23 protein-coding genes are annotated in these 18,285 nt (G+C 72.7%); 16 read left to right on the forward strand and 7 right to left on the reverse strand.

The annotated features are described in order from the left end of the window. Positions 1-35 precede the first annotated feature (35 nt). From ACFZA2_RS14405 to ACFZA2_RS14435, 7 genes are all read left to right on the forward strand, one after another. Complete coding sequence (locus tag ACFZA2_RS14405; RefSeq protein ID WP_391406161.1) at positions 36-848, forward strand: hypothetical protein; 813 nt, start codon at positions 36-38, stop codon at positions 846-848. Beyond that, positions 826-1,239, forward strand: coding sequence for a phage holin family protein (locus tag ACFZA2_RS14410; protein ID WP_391406164.1), 414 nt, complete (start codon positions 826-828; stop codon positions 1,237-1,239). The genes ACFZA2_RS14405 and ACFZA2_RS14410 overlap by 23 nt, the downstream gene beginning before the upstream one ends. Next, positions 1,236-1,799: a DUF3618 domain-containing protein gene (locus tag ACFZA2_RS14415; protein ID WP_391406167.1), complete on the forward strand. Its 564-nt coding sequence runs from the start codon at positions 1,236-1,238 to the stop codon at positions 1,797-1,799. Before ACFZA2_RS14410 ends, ACFZA2_RS14415 begins: the two co-directional genes overlap by 4 nt. Positions 1,800-1,976: 177 nt before the next feature. Beyond that, positions 1,977-2,162 (forward strand): hypothetical protein, encoded by a 186-nt coding sequence (locus tag ACFZA2_RS14420; RefSeq protein ID WP_363390106.1) that lies wholly within the window; start codon positions 1,977-1,979, stop codon positions 2,160-2,162. Between the two features lie 172 nt (positions 2,163-2,334). Then, positions 2,335-3,531, forward strand: coding sequence for a glycosyltransferase (locus ACFZA2_RS14425; RefSeq protein WP_391406170.1), 1,197 nt, complete (start codon positions 2,335-2,337; stop codon positions 3,529-3,531). 202 nt (positions 3,532-3,733) lie between these two features. Next, positions 3,734-4,573, forward strand: coding sequence for an SDR family oxidoreductase (locus tag ACFZA2_RS14430; RefSeq protein ID WP_391406172.1), 840 nt, complete (start codon positions 3,734-3,736; stop codon positions 4,571-4,573). A 23-nt stretch (positions 4,574-4,596) separates the two neighbouring features. Continuing rightward, complete coding sequence (locus tag ACFZA2_RS14435) at positions 4,597-4,788, forward strand: DUF2795 domain-containing protein (protein ID WP_391406174.1); 192 nt, start codon at positions 4,597-4,599, stop codon at positions 4,786-4,788. Positions 4,789-4,926: 138 nt separating this feature from the next. Here the strand turns inward: ACFZA2_RS14435 and ACFZA2_RS14440 are convergent, their stop codons facing one another. Further along, entirely contained in the window at positions 4,927-5,259 is a 333-nt protein-coding gene (locus ACFZA2_RS14440; RefSeq protein ID WP_391406177.1) for a hypothetical protein, read from the reverse strand. A gap of 169 nt (positions 5,260-5,428) precedes the next feature. On the opposite strand from ACFZA2_RS14440, the gene ACFZA2_RS14445 reads away from it, so the two are divergent. The 3 genes from ACFZA2_RS14445 to ACFZA2_RS14455 are packed head-to-tail and all read left to right on the forward strand — an operon-like array spanning position 5,429 to position 8,332. Further along, positions 5,429-6,523 carry a type III polyketide synthase gene (locus ACFZA2_RS14445; protein ID WP_391406180.1) on the forward strand — a complete coding sequence of 365 codons (1,095 nt, stop codon included), beginning with the start codon at positions 5,429-5,431 and terminating at the stop codon, positions 6,521-6,523. Between the two features lie 47 nt (positions 6,524-6,570). Next, the gene (locus ACFZA2_RS14450; RefSeq protein WP_391406933.1) at positions 6,571-7,230 is read left to right on the forward strand and encodes a methyltransferase domain-containing protein; all 660 of its coding nucleotides are present in this window, start codon (positions 6,571-6,573) and stop codon (positions 7,228-7,230) included. Beyond that, entirely contained in the window at positions 7,223-8,332 is a 1,110-nt protein-coding gene (locus tag ACFZA2_RS14455; protein ID WP_391406183.1) for an FAD-dependent oxidoreductase, read from the forward strand. The genes ACFZA2_RS14450 and ACFZA2_RS14455 overlap by 8 nt, the downstream gene beginning before the upstream one ends. A gap of 92 nt (positions 8,333-8,424) precedes the next feature. On the opposite strand, the gene ACFZA2_RS14460 is transcribed toward ACFZA2_RS14455, so the two are convergent. From ACFZA2_RS14460 to ACFZA2_RS14470, 3 genes are all read right to left on the reverse strand, one after another. Next, entirely contained in the window at positions 8,425-9,039 is a 615-nt protein-coding gene (locus ACFZA2_RS14460; RefSeq protein ID WP_391406186.1) for a hypothetical protein, read from the reverse strand. Between the two features lie 245 nt (positions 9,040-9,284). Continuing rightward, on the reverse strand, positions 9,285-10,112 hold the full coding sequence (locus ACFZA2_RS14465) for a UbiA family prenyltransferase (RefSeq protein WP_391406189.1): 828 nt from the start codon (positions 10,110-10,112) through the stop codon (positions 9,285-9,287). 118 nt (positions 10,113-10,230) lie between these two features. Beyond that, positions 10,231-11,004 carry an MBL fold metallo-hydrolase gene (locus ACFZA2_RS14470; RefSeq protein ID WP_391406191.1) on the reverse strand — a complete coding sequence of 258 codons (774 nt, stop codon included), beginning with the start codon at positions 11,002-11,004 and terminating at the stop codon, positions 10,231-10,233. 164 nt (positions 11,005-11,168) lie between these two features. On the opposite strand from ACFZA2_RS14470, the gene ACFZA2_RS14475 reads away from it, so the two are divergent. Continuing rightward, positions 11,169-12,131 (forward strand): SDR family NAD(P)-dependent oxidoreductase, encoded by a 963-nt coding sequence (locus ACFZA2_RS14475; RefSeq protein ID WP_391406194.1) that lies wholly within the window; start codon positions 11,169-11,171, stop codon positions 12,129-12,131. Between the two features lie 92 nt (positions 12,132-12,223). Here ACFZA2_RS14475 and ACFZA2_RS14480 read toward each other — a convergent pair whose 3' ends face one another. Both ACFZA2_RS14480 and ACFZA2_RS14485 read right to left on the reverse strand, forming a co-directional pair. After that, entirely contained in the window at positions 12,224-12,784 is a 561-nt protein-coding gene (locus tag ACFZA2_RS14480; protein ID WP_391406197.1) for a DUF2231 domain-containing protein, read from the reverse strand. 5 nt (positions 12,785-12,789) lie between these two features. Then, complete coding sequence (locus tag ACFZA2_RS14485; RefSeq protein WP_391406200.1) at positions 12,790-13,671, reverse strand: manganese catalase family protein; 882 nt, start codon at positions 13,669-13,671, stop codon at positions 12,790-12,792. A gap of 240 nt (positions 13,672-13,911) precedes the next feature. Between ACFZA2_RS14485 and ACFZA2_RS14490 the strand changes: the two genes are divergently transcribed. The 4 genes from ACFZA2_RS14490 to ACFZA2_RS14505 all read left to right on the forward strand — a co-directional run bounded on the left by ACFZA2_RS14490 (position 13,912) and on the right by ACFZA2_RS14505 (position 16,717). After that, positions 13,912-14,367, forward strand: coding sequence for an Hsp20/alpha crystallin family protein (locus ACFZA2_RS14490; RefSeq protein ID WP_391406203.1), 456 nt, complete (start codon positions 13,912-13,914; stop codon positions 14,365-14,367). Between the two features lie 106 nt (positions 14,368-14,473). Then, positions 14,474-15,544 carry an iron-containing redox enzyme family protein gene (locus ACFZA2_RS14495; protein ID WP_391406206.1) on the forward strand — a complete coding sequence of 357 codons (1,071 nt, stop codon included), beginning with the start codon at positions 14,474-14,476 and terminating at the stop codon, positions 15,542-15,544. Then, entirely contained in the window at positions 15,541-15,741 is a 201-nt protein-coding gene (locus tag ACFZA2_RS14500) for a CDGSH iron-sulfur domain-containing protein (protein WP_391406209.1), read from the forward strand. The genes ACFZA2_RS14495 and ACFZA2_RS14500 overlap by 4 nt, the downstream gene beginning before the upstream one ends. 13 nt (positions 15,742-15,754) lie before the next feature. Further along, positions 15,755-16,717, forward strand: a complete 963-nt coding sequence (locus ACFZA2_RS14505) for a glycosyltransferase family 2 protein (RefSeq protein ID WP_391406212.1) — start codon at positions 15,755-15,757, stop codon at positions 16,715-16,717. A gap of 79 nt (positions 16,718-16,796) precedes the next feature. On the opposite strand, the gene ACFZA2_RS14510 is transcribed toward ACFZA2_RS14505, so the two are convergent. Next, on the reverse strand, positions 16,797-17,156 hold the full coding sequence (locus ACFZA2_RS14510) for a sugar ABC transporter ATPase (protein WP_363390142.1): 360 nt from the start codon (positions 17,154-17,156) through the stop codon (positions 16,797-16,799). A 187-nt stretch (positions 17,157-17,343) separates the two neighbouring features. On the opposite strand from ACFZA2_RS14510, the gene ACFZA2_RS14515 reads away from it, so the two are divergent. Then, on the forward strand, positions 17,344-18,276 hold the full coding sequence (locus tag ACFZA2_RS14515) for a helix-turn-helix transcriptional regulator (RefSeq protein WP_391406216.1): 933 nt from the start codon (positions 17,344-17,346) through the stop codon (positions 18,274-18,276). Positions 18,277-18,285 lie beyond the last annotated feature (9 nt).

Consider the following 18,285-nt stretch of genomic DNA (forward strand, 5'->3'; position numbering starts at 1 on the left):
AGACCGGACACCCCAACGCCACGGAAGGAGCGAACATGTCGCAATTCACCACGTCTCAGGACGAGGACTCGGGCACAGCCGCGAAGGCGGGAGCCGCCGCGCAAGAGGCATCGGCGACCGCGAAGACGGCGGGGCACGCCGCCCAGGAGGTCGCGCAGTCCGGAGCCCACGAGGCGGCCGCCGTCGCCGGCGAGGCGAAGGCGCGCATCGGCGATCTCGTGTCGCAGTCGGGCCGTGAGCTGTCGGAGCAGGCCGCGACCCAGCAGAAACGCCTCGCCGACGGGCTCGGCTCCCTGGGCGAGGATTTCACCCGCATGGCCGACGCCGACGAGGGCGGCGGGATCGCGGGTGAGGTGGTGCGCCGCGCAGCGGAGCACGCGTCGACCGTGGGCTCGTGGCTCGCGGATCGCGACCCTCAGCAGCTCGTGAAGGACGTCACCGCGTTCGCCCGCCGTCGCCCCGGCACCTTCATCGCCGTCGCGGCCATCGCGGGGGTCGTGATCGGCCGGCTCAGTCGCGCGATCGCCGCCGGAGCCGCCTCCGACGAATCGGGTGCGTCCGCTCCCGCGACGCTCGGCGGTCCGCGCTACGCGGATGCGGACGCCGCGGTCCGCGCGAGCGACGACGGTTCGGACCGGCTCGAGGGGAACGTCCCCCCGGTGGGCGGCGTCGACGCGACGCCCACCGTCCCGGTCGGCGACGGCATGCGGCCGACCGAGCCGGTCGGCGGCGACACGGGCCTGACGGCCGATGTCGACGGCGGCGACCCGCCGCTGTACACGGAGTCGGCGGCACGCCTCGACGGTGCACGTGAGGGGGGTTCGGATGACCGACCCGACACCCTCTGAGCAGAGGGCGGCAACGACGTCGCTGGGCGAGCTCGTCGGCGAGGTCACTCGCGACATGTCGACGCTCATGCGGCAGGAACTGGCTCTCGCCAAAGCCGAGGTGAAGGAGTCGGCGACGAAGTCGGCGAAGGGCGCCGGGCTGCTCGGCGGCGCGGGATACGCGGCCGGAATGGTCGTGCTCTTCCTGTCGATCGCCCTCTGGGAGGCGCTCGCGCTGTTGATCGGGCACGCCTGGTCGGCCGTGGTGGTCGCCGTGATCTGGGCGGTGATCGCGGGGATCCTCTTCGCGATCGGCCGGAGCCGCCTGAAGACCGTGGAAGGGATGCCGCAGACGGCGGCCACCCTGCAGGAGATACCGGAAGCATTCGCAAGGAACGAGGAGAACCGATGACCGATTCACCGGAAGCCATCCGCGCCGAGATCGAGCGCACCCGTGCCGACCTGGGCTCCGACGTCGATGCCCTCGCCGACAAGGTGACGCCCTCGAAGATCGTCGATCGGCAGAAGAGCAAGCTGCACGGCGCCGTCCGCAGCGTCCGCGATCGCGTGATGGGGGTCGCCGACGATGCCGGGAGCACGGCATCCGGCCTCGCCCACCGGGCGGGGGACGCCGCGCACGACGCGGGCCACGCGGTGAAGGGGAACCCGCTCGCCGTCGGGCTCGTCGCCTTCGGCGCGGGCCTCGTGCTCGCCTCGCTCATCCCGCCCTCGCGCGCGGAACGCGATGCGGCCGCGAAGGCGAAGGACAAGGCGGCTCCGCTGATCGACGAGGCGAAGGACGTCGCGCAGGAGATCGTCTCCGACCTGAAGGAACCCGCGAACGACGCCGTGGGCGCCGTCAAGGACCGCGCCGCCGAGGCGGTGCAGCACGTCAAGGACGACTCCGCCGACGCGGTCTCCACCGTGCGGGACCGCGCGCAGGATGCCGGGGAGACCGTCCGCGGCGCGTGAGGACACCGCGGGGTGGGGCACCGGGCTCGCTCCACCCCGCGGCGCCGACGGCAAGCGCATCATGTCACCGTTGTCAAGCGGGCACCGCTGCAACCCGCGTCGGGCTATGACGGAGATCGAGACGCCCGTCGCGAGACGGGATGCATCCCGTCGGGAGACGGGAGTGAGGAGAACACCATGATCTACGGACAGCAGAGCGGACAGCAGGCGGGCTCGGTGTGGAGCATCGCCATGTCGACCGCCATGGGCAACGGCATCGTGCCGCGATCGACCGACGAACCGCGCGAGCGCACGGCGCCGCGTTGGCCCTGGTCGCGCACACGCGACGCCGGCGAGGCGATGGTGGTCGCGCCCCGCGCCTGACCCACCGCCCCTTCACCCGACGCGTCGGTCCCTCCCCCGGGGGCCGGCGCGTCGGCTCGTGTCCGGGCGTTCACACGATGGTCTCCCGGGCGTAACCCAGCCCACGGGGTCCACGCCTCAGCATGGGACGACCGCATCCGCGGTGCCTCTCCCCGGCTGAAACGAGACCCCGATGACGCGATCCATCCGTGTGCTCTCCCTCTACGAGGGCTTCTTCGCCGGTGGAGCCCGCATCCTGCATTCCGACGTCGTCGCGGGACTCGCGCGCGACGGCTCGCAGGAGCACCGGGTGCTCTCGCTCACCGCGTCCGCGCGCCGCGACGCGTCGCTGCAGTTGGCGCGCGATGACACGCGCTACCGACGCCTTCGCGAGGCGGGCGTGGAGATCACGGCGTTCGACCGCGTCGCCGGCGACCGCCCGATCGCCCCGGAGGACTACACCGCGGCCGAACTCGACCACGCCGCCGCTCTCTTCTCCGACGCCGACGTCGTGCTCTCGCTGAAGGAGCAGCCGCTGAGCCTCGTCGTCGCTCTGGACCGGGCAGGTCTGCTTCCCGACGTCCCCGTCGCGGCGTGCCTGCACCGATCCGACCCGACCCACTCGGGTCCCGCCCTGGGGTGGCTGACGGATGCCGCCGCCTCCGGCGCCGTGACGGCCACCATCTCGTGCGCCCTGTCGACCTCCGACGCCTATGCGCGAGCCGGGGTGGCGGCGCACGAGGCGTGGGTCATCGACAACGGCATCGACACACGCCGCTTCCGCCCGGGCACGCGGGCGGAGCGCCGCCGCATCCGCTCGGCCCTCGGCATCCCGGAGTCGGCACCCGTGGTGCTGCTGGCCGCGCGCTTCGACGCGATGAAGGATCCGGGGCTCTTCCTCCGCGCCGTCGCCGCGCACGCGCGCCGCGCGCCCGCCACGCACTACCTCATGTGCGGCTCCGGGATGACGGCCGACAACCCCGCGTTCCGCGCGCTGCGCGCCGAGAGCGGGGTCGGTGACGAGGTCGCCCTCCACGCGCTGGGCCTGCGCGAAGACATGCCCGAGCTCTACCGCATCGCCGACGTTGTGGCGCTCACGAGCGCCTTCGGCGAGGCGTCTCCGCTGTGCCTGGTCGAGGGCGCGGCCTCCGGGGCCGTACCCGTGACGACCGACGTCGGCGACGCCGCGCGCATGGTGGAGGGGTTCGGTCTCGTCACCGCGCGCGACGTCGCCGCCATCGCCGAGGCGTGGGGCGACGCCCTCGCCCTGCGTCCGGCCCTGCGCGGGGCGGCTCTCGCGGCCCGCGGACGATTGGACCGCCGCCGCATGATCGACGAGTACCGGGGCGCGATCGCGGGACTGCTGCTGCGCGACGCGATCGCGGCCTGACCCCGGCGGCACGCCGACCTCGATCGCAACACAGGTCCCTGAGCCTGTCGAAGGGACCGGGAGCCACGGGCCACGGTGGCTTCGACGAGCTCGGCCGCCTCGGCATCCTTCGACCGACGACGCACCCCCACGACTGTCAACCCTCGTGCGCGATCGCCGCGCACCGGGTGGGGTGGGGCCTCCGATCCCCCAGGAGGCAGACATGTCGCAACCCGCCCAGCAGCAGAGCGTCCCCGGCACCGACCGGGAGATGGATCCCCGTCCCGACTACGGCGAGGAGAGCTACCGCGGCTCCGGCCGACTCGAGGGCAAGGTGGCCCTCATCACCGGGGGCGACAGCGGCATCGGCAAGGCCGTGGCGCTCGCCTACGCCTGCGAGGGGGCCGACGTCGCGATCGCCTACCTGAATGAGCACGAGGATGCCGAGGAGGCCCGTCGCTTCGTCGAGGACGCCGGTCGTCGCGCCGTGCTCCTTCCGGGCGACGTCTCCGACCCGCAGCACTGCCGCGACCTCGTCGCCCGCACGGTGGAGCACCTCGGCAAGCTCGACGTCCTGGTGATCAACGCCGCGTTCCAGATGAGCCACGACACCCTCGAGGAGATCGACGACAGCGAGTGGGACCACACGTGGGCGACGAACGTCAGCGCGTACTTCCACACCGTCAAGGCCGCTCTGCCCCACCTCGCGGAGGGCGCATCGATCATCGCGTCGAGCTCGGTCAACTCCGACATGCCGTCGCCGCAACTGCTTCCGTACGCCGCGACGAAGGCCGCGATCGCCAACATGACCGCCTCCCTCGCCCAGCTCCTCGCGGAGCGCGGCATCCGGGCGAACAGCGTGGCGCCCGGGCCGGTGTGGACGCCGCTCATCCCGGCGACCATGCCGGCGGACAAGGTCGAGAGCTTCGGCGAGCAGGTGCCGCTCGGGCGCCCGGGGCAACCCGCCGAGCTCGCACCGGTGTACGTGCTGCTCGCCTCGGACGAGGCCAGCTACGTCTCCGGCGCCCGCGTCGCGGTGACCGGTGGCAAGCCGATCCTCTGACCCCCGAAAAGAAGGAGAACACCATGGCCGATCTCCCCGACGCGATCGAGATGCAGAAGTACCTCGCCGGAGTCGACTACCCCGTCGGCAGGCACGAGCTGATCGGGATCGCCGAAGACAACGGCGCTCCCGCTGAACTGCTCGAGCGGCTGCGCGGGTCCGACGTCGACCAATTCGACAGCCCCACCGCCGTGAGCAGCGCCCTCGGCGGCTGAGCACGGTTTCGACGCCCCGTCCGGCTGCCCGGGCGGGGCGTCGTCGTGCGATGGGTGCACGGTGACGGCGGGGCCCGGCGGCTTCGACAGACTCAGCCGCCTCGGCCGGTGGCGTCGGTGGCCGACGCGGGCGGGACGTCAGACCGGCGGCATCCACGCGGCGATCGCGATGACGACGATCACGAGGAGCGCGACCGCCGCCTGCACGCACATCAGCACGGCGAAGATGTACCCCTGATAGGCGGTGCGGCGCCCGCCGAGCCCGTTCGCGAGCAGGGCCGCGAAGATCGCGACCTGGAAGGCGATGCCGATCCACGCCCACGCGGCGACGATGGGGATCGAGAAGGCGAACAGCACGATCGCGATGACGGCGAGGATGCCGGATGCCACCAGCCACACGCGCACATTCGGCTCGCGCACCGCCTTCTGGGCAGTCACGCGGGTGGGGTCGAGCGGGCGGCGATCGGTCATGGCGCACTCCTTCGTCGGGAACGAGGGGCCACCGTAGGTCGGGCGTGACGGAGCGCCGCGGGGATTGACACCGACCATCGGTCGTACCGGCGGAATCCGCACCATAGACGCAGCGCGACACCGGCACCATCCCCGCGCCGGGGCCCGCGAAGCGTGTCTACAGTGAGGCATGACCGCCCGAATCGTGTCGATCGGCACGGCCCTGCCCGACACCCGCGTCACCCAGTCGACGCTCCGCGACCTCTTCGCCGCGCAACCGGGCTTCGACCGCAAGGCCCAGCGCCTGGTCGGGGCCGCCTTCGACGCCGCCGCGATCGACACCCGTCACGTCGTGCTGCCGCAGCTCGCGGGCGCCGCCGGAGACGGCCTCCCCGTGCGCGACGGCGACACGCTGCTCATGCCGCCGACGGGGGCCCGCAACGACGAATACCGCCGCACCGCCCCGGGGCTCTTCGCCGCGGCGTCGCGCGCCGCGATCGACGGGTCCGGATACGGCACGGATGCCGTGACGCACGTCGTCACGGTCTCGTGCACGGGGATGTTCGCCCCCGGGCCCGACTACCACCTCGTGCGCGACCTCGGACTCTCCCCCACCGTCGAGCGGTACCACCTCGGATTCATCGGCTGCGCGGCCGCGATCCCGGCGCTGCGCCTCGCGGCGCGGATCGTCGGCGACGACCCGGCCGCTGTCGTGCTCGTCGCCTGCACCGAGCTGTGCTCGCTGCACTGGCAGACCTCGTCGCACCCCGACCAGATCGTCGCCGCCTCGGTGTTCGCCGATGGCGCGGGAGCTGCGATCGTGGCATCCGGAGATCCCTCCCGCGACGGCCTCGACCTCGACGGCTTCGCCACCCACGTCACCGACGACGGCGAGAAGGACATGGCCTGGACCGTCGGCGACTCGGGCTTCGAGATGACGCTGACGCCCGAGGTCCCGCGCATCATCGGGCGCGAGATCTCGGCGATCGCCGCCGACGTGCTCGGCGACCTCGCCGACGTCGACGCGTGGGCGGTGCATCCGGGCGGGCGCAGCATCCTGGATCGCGTCGAAAGCGCCCTCGAGCTGGATGCCGCAGCCCTCGCGCCCTCGCGCGACGTGCTGCGCCGGTACGGCAACATGTCGAGCGCCACGCTGCTGTTCATCCTGCGCGACCTGCTCGCCGACCCCGCCCTGAAGGACGGCGACCGGGTGGCGGCGATGGCCTTCGGTCCGGGACTGACCGTGGAGGCGGCGACCATCATCGCGCGCCGCGCCTCGGCGTGAGCGCGCTCTCGGGTCTCGCGCGGCGCGACACCGCGCTGACCGAGCTCATGGACGACCCCGACTGCGACCCGCGGGCGCTCGCGGCGACGTATCGCCGCTTCGACGTGGTGAACCGCCTCGTCTCGGCGTGGGGCCGCGTTTATCGCACGCGGGTGCGGCCCGAACTGGTCGCGCTCGGTCACCCCGCCCGCGTGCTCGACCTCGGCTCGGGCGGCGGCGACGTCGTCGCGCGACTGGCCGGCCTCGCCGCACGCGACGGCCTCGAGGTCGAGTGGGTGGGGGCCGATCCCGACCCCCGCGCGCACGAGGCCGCCCGGCTGCGGGAGCGTCCCGGTGTGCGCTTCGTGTCGCAGGGGTCGCGGGAGCTGATCGAGGCCGGTGAGACGTTCGACCTGGTGCTGTCGAACCACGTGCTGCATCACCTCGACGCCGCCTCGCTCGCCGCCTTCGCCGCCGACAGTCTCACCCTCTCCCGCGGTGCGGTGCTGCACGCCGACATCGCGCGCGGGCGTCTCGCCTACGGCCTGTACGCGGTGGGCATCGCGCCGCTCTCGATCGGCACCTTCCTGCGCGTCGACGGGTTGCGCTCGATCCGCCGCAGCTACCGCCCCGCAGAACTGGCCGCCGCCCTGGGCACGCCCTGGGCCGTCGAGACACCGGCGCCGTTCCGGGTGCTCGCCACGGCGAGAGGGCGCGCGCGTGACTGAGGTGCTCGTCGTGGGCGCGGGGCCGGTCGGCCTCGCCCTCGCCGCCGACCTGCGCTCCCGTGGGGTGGCCGTGGAGGTCGTCGAGCGACGCGCCGATCCCGGTGCGGGCACGCGGGCCATCGGCATCCATTCCCCCGCCCTGGCCCTACTCGAGGTGTCGGGGGCGACGGACCGCATCCGGGAACGGGCGGTGCGCATCGCGCGCGGCGAGGCACGCGCCGACGGTCGCGTGCTGGCCGAGATCCGGTTCGACCGGCTGCGGGCCCGGCATCCGTACGTGGCAGCCCTGCCGCAGTCCGACACGATCGAGGTGCTCACCGCGCTCGCTCCACCGGTGCGGCGGGGTGCGGGCGTGGTGACGCTGCGCCAGGAGGGCGACGGCGTCCGCGCCCAGCTCGACGACGGGGACGAGATCCGCGCGGGAGTCGTGGTCGTCGCCACCGGGTGGTCGGGGCGCGACCTCGTGTATCGCCCGGGGGCTGTGCGCACTCACCACTACCCCGATACGTACGTCATGGCCGACGTCGTGGCATCCGGCGGGCCGGTCGCACGCGTGCACCTCGAGCGCGACGGTGTGGTCGAGTCGTTCCCCCTGCCGGGCGGGCGGCGCCGGCTCGTCGCGTGGGCGGGGACGGGCGAGGTGACGGATGCCGATGGCTTCCTCCGCGACGCCGTCGCCGCCCGCACCGGGACCGCGGTCGAGATCGCGGGCGCGTCGACCTTCGGCGTGCGGCGCGCCGTGGCTCCGGCCCTGCGGCGCGGACGGGTGATCGTCGTGGGCGACGCGGCGCACGAGGTGAGCCCGATCGGCGGTCAGGGGATGAACCTCGGCCTGCTCGACGCGCTGACGCTCGCGCCCCTGCTGGCACCGTGGCTACGGCACGGGGACGACACGGATCTCGCTCGGTGGGAGCGCGACCGCCTCGCCTCGGCGCGGCACGCGGCGCGTCTCGCCTTCCTGAACACGCTGCTCGGGCGCGCGGCCGGCGCCTCCGCCCACGCTGCGCGCACGACGGCGCTGCGCGCGATGCTGCGGGGGCCGGGCGGTGCCGTGTTCACTCGGGCGTACGCGATGCGGTTCGACCGGGCGGCGCGGGGCTAACGGGCGCGGCCGCGGCGGGGCGCGTGGCCCGCGACAGGCGGCGGTGGCGCGAGCCGCATGAGAGCGATGCCCCGGGAAGCGGGACGAGCTCGTTACAGGCGCAACGCGAGCACGTCGCCGGGATGAATATCCCGATTCCTCTCGATGTCGGTCATTACGCCGATCGTGGCGTAGTCGATGCAGAACCGCTCGCCGATCGCGGGAAGGCTGTCGTTGTCAGCGACGACGTAGGACGTCGGCACGCCGTCGACGACCTCGACCTCGCCCATAGCGCCCTTCCGCGCCCCCTGATCGAACGGCTTCGTCCCGAGGGGCGGCATCGCGTTGGAGTTGCAGTACCGGGTGCCCGGATCGGCGGGGAACACCATGCCGCTGTTGGTCGCACGGTTGTAGTTGTGCGTGGCCGGGTCGTAGTACTCGACACCCTCCGGAAGCGGATAGCTCGGCTCACCGTAGGCCGCGACGAAGTTGTTCGGGCACCCCTCGGTGCCCTCGCACCGGAAACCGACGGGGTAGACGAGCCACAGCGAGCCGTCCGGCACATACTCCGGGAAGGAGCGCTCGGGGGCGTTCGACGGCTTCTCGGGCGTGGGTGCGGGCGTTTCGACGGCGGCGGGAGTGGATGCGGGAGTCGGGGCGCACGCCGTCATGCCCGCGAGGAGCGCGAGCGAAGCGAGGCTGACCGTGATCTTTGCGAGAGAGGTCATCCCGCCAGCCTGCCAGACGTTCGCGGTGCCCACCCGATCCTCCCGACGTGGAGGGACTCACCGCCGCGCCATGCCGGATATGCGCCCCACCGCGCAGGTGCGGCGCAGGTCCGCTCTGTCCTCGACATCTGCCGGCGGCCAGGGCGAAGACCTCCGCGCCGCCCCGGGAAGAACGGTGACGGGGCCGTACAGACGGGTGTCGGCGCCGGCGCCCGTCGTCGTGCACGCCGACCCGTCGGCCGAGGTCAGGTCGCGACGAGCTGGGCGGCGAGCAGCAGGGCCGCGAGCATCGTGAGCTGGAACACCGCGCGGCCGGGCGGGCGCACCACGACCATCACCACCGCGGCGAGCGCGACGATCAGCACAGCCGCGAAGAAGATGACGCCGACGGTGGTGGCATCCGTCCCGAGGAGCACGGCGACCGCGCCGACCGCGATCCCCAGCGCTGCGAGCATCACCGAGGCGCGGGCGCCGAGTCGGTGCGGCAGGCCCCGCACGCCCGTGCGCCGATCGTCGTCGAGGTCGCGGACGACGTTGGTGAGGTGCACGGCGGCGCCGAGAGCGGCGCCGGCGAGCGAGGCCCAGGGGGCGGCGAAGCCCGGATCGGGCAGCGACAGCGTCGCAAAAGAGGGGAACAGACCGAAGCTCAGCAGGAAGGGGAAGATCGAGAACGGCGTCGACTTGAGCCCGGCGTTGTAGCTCCACGCCGAGGCGAGGGCGATCGCGTGCGCGGCCAGCAGTCCCGGCCCGAGCGGCACAGAAAGGACGACGGCGACGACCAGGGATGCCACGGCCACCGCGAGCGCCCGCTCGGGCGTGACCGCTCCCCCGGCGATCGGCTTGTCGAGGCGGCCGACCGCCGCGTCGCGGGCGCCGTCGATCGCGTCGTTGGAGAGTCCGACCGAGACCTGCCCGGCGAACACGGCCACGACCAGCAGCAGGAGACGCCAGGGCTCCACCCCGGCCGCGATGCCCAGCGCGAGCGACAGGGCCGTGACTACCAGCGTCGGCCCGGGGTGAGTCGCGCCCCACAGCGCCCGCACGAGGGGCGGCTTCGCCGCGGCATCCGTCACCCGGACGACGCTACCGTGGCCCGGCGCGTTCGCGGCACCGCGCGATGGGGAGCGCACGAGGTCGTCCCGCGGGGCGACGCCGGCCTCCGCGGGGGCCGCGTGAGGGGGCCCGCGGCGATCAGTGGGCCCCGGTGGCGTGCGCGTCCCGCACCGCGTGTTCGACCCCGGCCGTCCACGGGTCGCCGTGGCCCGGGAGCACCGTGCCAGCCCGGGTCTCGGCGAGGGCGCCGAGCACCGCGAGCGCCGCGATGCTGTCGGCGGTCGCCGCGCGGGCGACGATCTGCGGCCCCACCCGCCCGGTGTACGGGTCGAGGGTGACCAGGGCGTCGCCGGTGAACAGCAGGTCGCGATCGGGCAGGTGAAACGCCGTGTGACCGTACGTGTGGCCGGGCGTCGCGATCGGCACGAGACCGCCCAGGAGGGGTTCGCCCGGGCGGATGTCGCCGAGCGCGGCCGCACCGCGGACGGAGAGCGCCCCGGCTCGGGCCATCTTCGCGAGAGCCGGGATGCCTCCGGGGTGACGGAGCGGATACAGGGCGCGAGACGCCTCGCGGTCGTAGCGGTAGGGATGCCGCACGAGCGGCACGTCGGCTTCGTGCACGTGGATCGGGACGTGGTGTTCGCGCTGCAGGCGGTCGACGGTGCCGACGTGGTCGAAGTGGCCGTGCGTGAGGGCGACCGACACCAAGTCGTCGGGACCGGAGCGATGCGCGGCCAGGGCGGCGACGAGGTACGGCCACGACCGCGGCAATCCCGCGTCGATCAGGATCAGGCCGTCATCGGTGGCGACGAGGTAGCTGTTGGTGAGGGCGCGCGTGATCATCAGCACGCCGTCGGCGATCTCTCTCACCCCGTCGGGCGTGCGCCCGAGTCCTGCGTGTGCTTTCGACATGTCGCACACCCTCGGGCGGGGACGGGCGGACCGCACACGGGGTTGCGGGTGCGCCGAGGCGCTGTTATCGCGTCCGACCGGCGTCAACCCCCTCGGGGTGCCCGGCCCCGCCGCTTAGCGTCGCTCCGCGAGGAGCCGCCGAGGCCTCACGCGGAAGGGACAGCATGGGTCAGGTCGTCGTCGTCACCGGTGGTTCACGCGGAATCGGACGGGCGACGGCCCTCCGCTTCGCCCGTCGCGGCGCACGGCTCGTGCTCGTTGCACGCGATGAGGTCGCCCTGGCCGCGGCCGCCGAGGGCTGCCGTCGCCTCGGGGCGGAGGTGCTCACCCTCTCGATCGACCTCGCCACCCCCGACGGACCGGCACGGGCAGCGGATGCCACGGTCGCCCGCTTCGGACGGATCGACGTGTGGGTGGGGTCGGCGTCGGTCTTCTCCTACGGCTCGGTCGAGGACACCCCCGACGAGGTGCGCGATCGGGTGATCGAGACGAACCTCCTCGGGCACATGCGCGCCGCCCGCGCCGTGCTGCCGTACTTGCGCGCGGGCGGGGGCGGCACGATCGTCTTCGTCGGCTCGCTCTACTCGCAGGTGTCCGGGCCCTACGTCTCGTCGTACGTCGCCGCGAAGCACGGCCTGCTCGGCTTCGCGCGCTCGCTGCGTCAGGAGATGCTCGCGCACCGCGGCATTCGCGTGAAGGTCGTGCTGCCGGCGAGCATCGACACCCCGATCTACCAGCGCGCGGCGAATTACACCGGACGCACCGCCTTTCCACTCCCCCCGGTGGTCGCCGCCGACCGCGTGGCCCGCGCCATCGTGCGTGTGACGCGCGGACGCCGGCACGAGGTGGGCGTGGGGGCCGCGCAATTCGTCACCCGTCCGCTGCAGTTCCTCGCGCCGCGCGTCTACGACCGCTTCATCCGCGCGCTGCAGCACGCCCTCGGCCTGCGCCGCCGGCCCGCGGCGCCGACCAGCGGCGCGGTGCTCGAGGCGCAGCACGACCCCGGCGCGGTGAGCGGCGGCTGGGCGCGCGTGCCGCTGCGGCGCCCGCTCCGCCGCGGGAGACTAAGCCGGTCGAAGCCTCCGGTCCCTTCGACAAGCTCCGGAACCTCCGCCGCAGGGAGCTGAACGGGGGATCGACCGGTCCCTTCGACAAGCTCAGAACCTCTGCCGCAGGAGGCTGAGCCCGTCGTAGCCCCGCGGACGAGAGGACGGATCGCTCAGGCCGCCGTCTCGAAGCCCTCGCGTTGCGTGTTCTCGTCGGCGACCCGCACGCCCCAGCGGTAGGCGAGCTTGCCGCCCAGCCAGCCCGAGACGCTCAAGCCGGCGGAGGCGATCGCACTGAGCCCGAACGCCACGACCGGTACCCGACCGAGGTCGAGCAGCCGAAGGACGAGGCCGGCCGAGAACAGCCCCATCGCGGTGACGTTGAGAGCGAGATGCGCCAGGGCGGTCCGACGAGCAGGCGTCCCGGGCGGGATGCGCGAGAGATCGAACAGACCGAGCACCGACGCGCCCACCGCTCCGCCGAGACCGATCGCGATGAGCCAGCGCGACCCGGTCGCGAACGCCCGCGGGTCGTCGGCGGCGAGACCGAGCAGGTCGAACACGAGGCTCGACGACCAGGCCCCGATGGGCACGGTCACCGCGACCGGGTGGAACGGGTGCCCGTACGGTCCCGCCACGATCGAGCGCGGCACCTTGGCCGCGCGCATGGCGGGGAAACTCGCTCCGCTCCGCGGCGCCGAGACCGTCGAGGGCCCCGGCGCCACGGCATCCATTCCGCTCATTCCTTGTGCAGCGCATCCTGCGCGCGCCCGGCGAGCTTCTCGACGGTGTTGGGCAGCTCGGTCGTGCCGTAGAACCGCACGTCGGGCTTGGTGGGCGGGGGCATCGGCACGCCCGCGGGGGGCTCGGGGAGGTAGGTGAATTCGCCCTTGCCGTCGGGGGTCGGCCCCGACGCCCACGTGCCGTCGCCGGCCTGGGTCCCGTTGCTGAAGTTGATGTATTGGTACGACACGTCGCGATCCTCCTTGTCGAGGGGGAAGTTGCTCGGCACGGGGAGCTGCTCGTAGCCCTCGGCCTGCAGCTCGGCGGCCGCGGCGGCCCACTGATTCTGATGCATGGTGTCGCGGGCGAGGAGGAACGCGAGCAGGTCCTTCACCCCGTGGTCATCGGTCTGGTGATAAAGCCGCGCGACCTGCACGCGCCCCTGCATCTCGGCGTTCGCGTTGGCAGTGAAGTCGGCGAGCAGATTCCCGCTCGCGGTGATGAAGCTGCCCTGCCACGGGTTGCCGTTCGAGTCGACCGGACGCGCGCCGGCTCCGGCGACGATTCCGTGCTGGATGTCGGTGCCGCCGACGACGGCCGCGACGGTGGGGTCGTTCTGCACGGCCTCCTCGGTGATCCCGAGCGGGGCCTTCTCGAGCAGCTGCGCGATCATGATCGCGAGCATCTCGACGTGGCCCATCTCCTCCGCCCCGATACCGAACACGAGGTCGCGGTACTTGCCGGGCATGTGCATGTTCCACGCCTGGAACTGGTACTGCATCGCGACCGAGATCTCGCCGTACTGGCCGCCGAGCACCTCCTGGAGCTTGCGGGCGTAGACGGCGTCGGGCTTGTCGGGGGTGGCGCTGTGCTGGAGTTCCTGTCGGTGGAAGTACATGTCTCTCCTTCGTCGGGGGGGATGCCGACCGGGGGGCGCGACATCGACGGCCACGAAACGCCCGCTCGCGGGGGTCCGGCACGGGGGTTGCGGGCGCGGTCGACGCGGGCCACAATCGCGCGCCCGACTTCTTGGCACTCTCGACCCGAGAGTGCTAATCTTCTGCCGAGTTGAGCGAACCTGACTCAACTTCTAGAGCCCCGGATGCCACGTCCGGACCGATCGAAAAGGAGAACGACCATGGCCACCTACGACCCCTTCCGCGACCTCGACCGCCTCGCGTCGACGCTCCTCGACGCCCGCCGCGGCGGTGGTCCGCGCCGGATGCCGATGGACCTGTACCGCGACGGCGATCACTACGTCCTCGCGGCCGACCTGCCCGGTGTCGACCCCGGGTCGGTCGACATCGACGTCGACGGCCAGCTGCTGACGATCCGCGCCGAGCGCACCCTCGGTTCGGGCGAGGGCGTGAAGTGGATCACCCGCGAACGCGAGACGGCATCCTTCGTCCGACAGCTCAACCTCGGGCAGGGCATCGACACCGAGCGCATCAGCGCCGCCTACCGCAACGGCGTGCTCTCGGTCACGATCCCCGTCAGCGAGAAGGCCAAGCCGCGCCGCATCGCGGTTTCGACCGACGACGGCGACGGCGTGATCGAAGCGCACGAGAGCACGCCGCAGCCCATCGAGCAGTGATCGGCGCCGGGCGAGGGAGCGGTCCCATCGGCGGGCTCCCTCGCCCGGGCGCCTCCGCTTGTCAAGGGTCTCGAACAACCCCCGCTCCCTGACGCACAGTGCCCGGGTGCCCCCCACCCTGTCCTCGCCCCTGCCCCCTGCGCCCGTCGACGACGTCGAGCCCCGGCTGGTGCCGTTCGACGCCCGCGGACCCGTGAGCGCTGCGATCCTGCGTCACCTCGTGGACGGTGTCGCGACCGGGCACACGGCCCTCGCCGACGCGGCGGTCTCCGCGACCGCCGACATCGAGCGCGACGACGATCTCCAGCTCGCGCTCTTCGCGCTGTACGCCTCGTCGTATGGATCGATCGCGGCGTTCCGTGCCGAGCTCGAGTGGGATCCCGCGCTCATCGCCACCCGCCGGGTCATCGAGACGGCCTTCGAGGCCTCGCTGCGCGAGAGCGTCGCCGTCCCGCAACCACCCGCGCCCACCGCGGATGCCGTGGCCCGCGACCTCTTCGCCCTGACCGGCGCCGAGGGCGGCCCCAGCCTCTCGCGTCACCTGGCACGCAAGGCCACGCTCGAGCAGGCGCACGAGTTCCTCGTGCACCGCACGGTCTACACGCTGCGCGAGGCCGACCCCCATTCCTGGGCCATCCCCCGTCTGACCGGCCGCCCCAAGGCCGCCCTCGTCGAGATCCAGTCCGACGAGTACGGCGCCGGTCGCCCCGACCGCGTTCACGCGACCCTGTTCGCACGGGCGGTCCGCGGCGCCGGACTCACCGACGCCTACGGCGCCTATATCGACGACGTTCCCGCCGTCACCCTCGCGTCGCACAACACGATGTCGATGTTCGGACTCAACCGCCGCTTACTCGGTGCGATCGTCGGTCACCTCGCCGCGTTCGAGATGACCTCCTCGATCCCCAACCGTCTCTACGCCGAGGGGCTGCGCCGGCTGGGCTTCGGCGACGACGTGTGCGAATACTTCGACGAGCACGTCGAGGCCGACGCCGTGCACGAGCAGATCGCCGGACGCGACCTCGCCGGCGCCTTGGCCGAGGACCGGCCCGACCTGCTCCCCGACATCCTGTTCGGCGCGGCAGCATGCCTCGAGGTCGACGACCGCGTCGGCCGACACATGCTGGACGCGTGGTCGCGGGGCGCGTCGTCGCTGCGCACGGAGGACGAACGATGACCGACGACCGCGTCACGATCACGGCCTACCCCGACGGTCCCCTCCTCGTCCGCGGTGACGCCCACCTCCTGACCAGCGAGGGGGCGGAGGTGCCCCGTACCCGCCGCACCGTCGCCCTGTGCCGCTGCGGACTGTCGACCATCAAGCCACTCTGCGACGGAACCCACAAGGCGTCGGGTTTCCGCACCGAGGATTGAGGCGCTCGCCCCGATGCGTCTCGACGCCGACTACGTGCTGCCGCTGCGATGGAGTGACGACACCGACCTCGACGAGCTCACGGACTACCTCCACGAGCTCGTGGGATGGATGGATGTCACCGTCGTCGATGGGTCTCCACCCCCGCTCTTCGCCGCCCACGCCCGCGCCTTCCCCCGCGCCGTCCGTCACGTCGCGCCGTCGTCGGTCGCTCTCGGCAACGGCAAGGCGTGCGGGGTGGTCACGGGACTCGCTCTCGCCGGACGCGAAAGTGTGGTGATCGCCGACGACGACGTGCGCCATGACCGCGCGACCCTGATCGCTCTGCTGTCCGATCTGTCGGATGCCGAGCTCGTCGCGCCGCAGAACGTCTTCGCCCCTGCCCCCTGGCACGCCCGCTGGGACACAGCGCGATCCCTCGTCAACCGCGGATTCGGACGTGACCATCCGGGCACCTATGCGGTGCGGCGATCGTCACTCCCCCACGGATACGACATGGACGTGCTCTTCGAGAACCTCGAGATGGAGCGGACGGTTCGTGCTCGCGGCGGCCGTGTGCGGCACCGCCTCGATCTCTACGTGCGCCGATTGCCGCCGGACACGCGTCAGTTCCTCTCGCAGCGGGTGCGTCAGGCCTACGACAGCCTCGCCCAGCCCGTCCGCCTGTGCGCCGAGCTCGCACTCGCGCCCGCCGTGGTGGTGCTGCGCCGGCGTCCCGGCATCCTGTGTCTGCTGGCGGCGATCGCCGTCGCGGTCGCCGAGAGGGGGCGTCGTCGCCAGCACGGTGCCGCTGTCTATCCCCGCACCGCGGCTCTGTGGGCACCTCTGTGGGCCGCGGAGAGGGCCGTCACCAGTTGGCTCGCGCTTGCGCTGCGCGTGAAGGGCGGGGTCGTCTACGCCGGCCGTCGTATGCGCCGGTCGGCCACGCCCTCACGCGTGCTTCGTCGCCGGGTCGCGGGAGGCCGCGACCATGCGTAGGCGGCCCGACAGGAGAGAGGCCCGCGCACACGATGACGCCCCGACCACCGGGAGCGGTGACCGGGGCGTCGGGAGTGCGTCAGAGATCTTCCGGAGCGAGATCGCCCTGGCCCTCTTCGCCCAGTTCGACGACGCCCGGGTCCTCGCCCTGCGAGTCGGTGCCGGTGGACTCGGGGTGGATGTCCTCGAGGGGGATGTCGCTGTCGTCTGCCGGGATCTCGGCAGGGTCGGCACCGGTCGCGGTGGCCGGGTTGATGTCATCGGGATCGGCGCCCTCGTCGAGAGCGGTGGTGGCGTCCCACTCCGCCTGCGCCGGGTCGAGCGCGGGATCCGGCTCGATGGACGTGTCGCCGTCGCGCAGGGGCTGCACACCCGCGATTCCCACGTCGGCAGCCGGCATGGTCGCGTCGGGGGTCGGGTCGATCGAAGCGTCGCTCATGAGGGGTCCTTCCGTCGGACGCGGGGGGCCGCCGGAATCAGCGGTGAACCCATCCAACGCGGGCCCCGTGCAACCGGCCCGCCCCTTGACAGCCTCTCAGCGCGCCCATACCGGACGTCACGTCCGGCCCGCGCTCCGCTCCACCACCCCACCCCGGGCCGCGCCTCGACGCGGCGGAAGGAAAGCCATGGGAGAGTTCCTCTCGGTGCGCTCACGCGGAATCGACGATGTCGAACGCGTGTGGCGCCGATTCGTCCCCAGCGCCCGCCTCGAGCGGGCGGACCCCCGCACCGTGTCGTTCACGTGGACCTCCGTCGAGCTCGCGCACTTCTCCGCAGTCTCGTATGAACTAGGGGCGACCGTCCATTCCTCCGTGCGCATGACCGACCAGATCATGGCGTGCCGCCTGATCGCGGACGACGTGCGGATCGAGTCGGAGGGACGTCCCGTCGACCCGCGGAGGCCGTGGGTGACCTCGGATGCCGGGGCCGACGCGCGATGGACGGGATCGGCGCGAGTACGCGCCTTCGTCTTCGACCGCAGCGACGCCGAGCGCGTCGCGCGCATCGCCTCGGGTGACGACCGCCTCGTGCTGCGACGGATCGATCCGCAGCCGCGGGATCGCGATGCCGCCACCCAGTGGGAACGTTCCTTCGCGCACGTGTCGTCGTCGCTGGCCGCCGTCCATGACGACGACATCTTGGCCGCGGAGCTGCACCGGCACGCGCTCCTGTCGACCCTGTCGGCGTTCTCGACCTCCTATGCCGAGGCCGTGCAACGGGCGCACCAGCGCTCGTCGGCGCCGCGCGCCGTGCGCCGCGCCGTCGCGCACATCGAGGGGCACGCGCACGAGCCGCTCACCCTCGAGGACATCGCCGCGGCAGCGGGGATGTCGGGGCGCGGGCTGCAACACGCGTTCCGCCGCACTCTCGACTTGACGCCGATGGAATACGTGCGCCGCGTGCGGCTCAGTGCCGCCCACGAGGAGTTGCGCTCGGGCACCGCGGTGTCGGTCTCCGACGTCGCGAAGCGCTGGGGTTTCTCCAGCGCCTCGCGCTTCGCCCGGTACCACCGGGAGCACTACGGACAGAACCCGGCGCAGGTGGCCCGCATGTTCTGAGGCGTCGCG

Origin of the sequence: Microbacterium sp. NPDC007973, assembly GCF_042958465.1 — a bacterium.
Taxonomy (GTDB): Bacteria; Actinomycetota; Actinomycetes; order Actinomycetales; family Microbacteriaceae; genus Microbacterium; species Microbacterium galbum.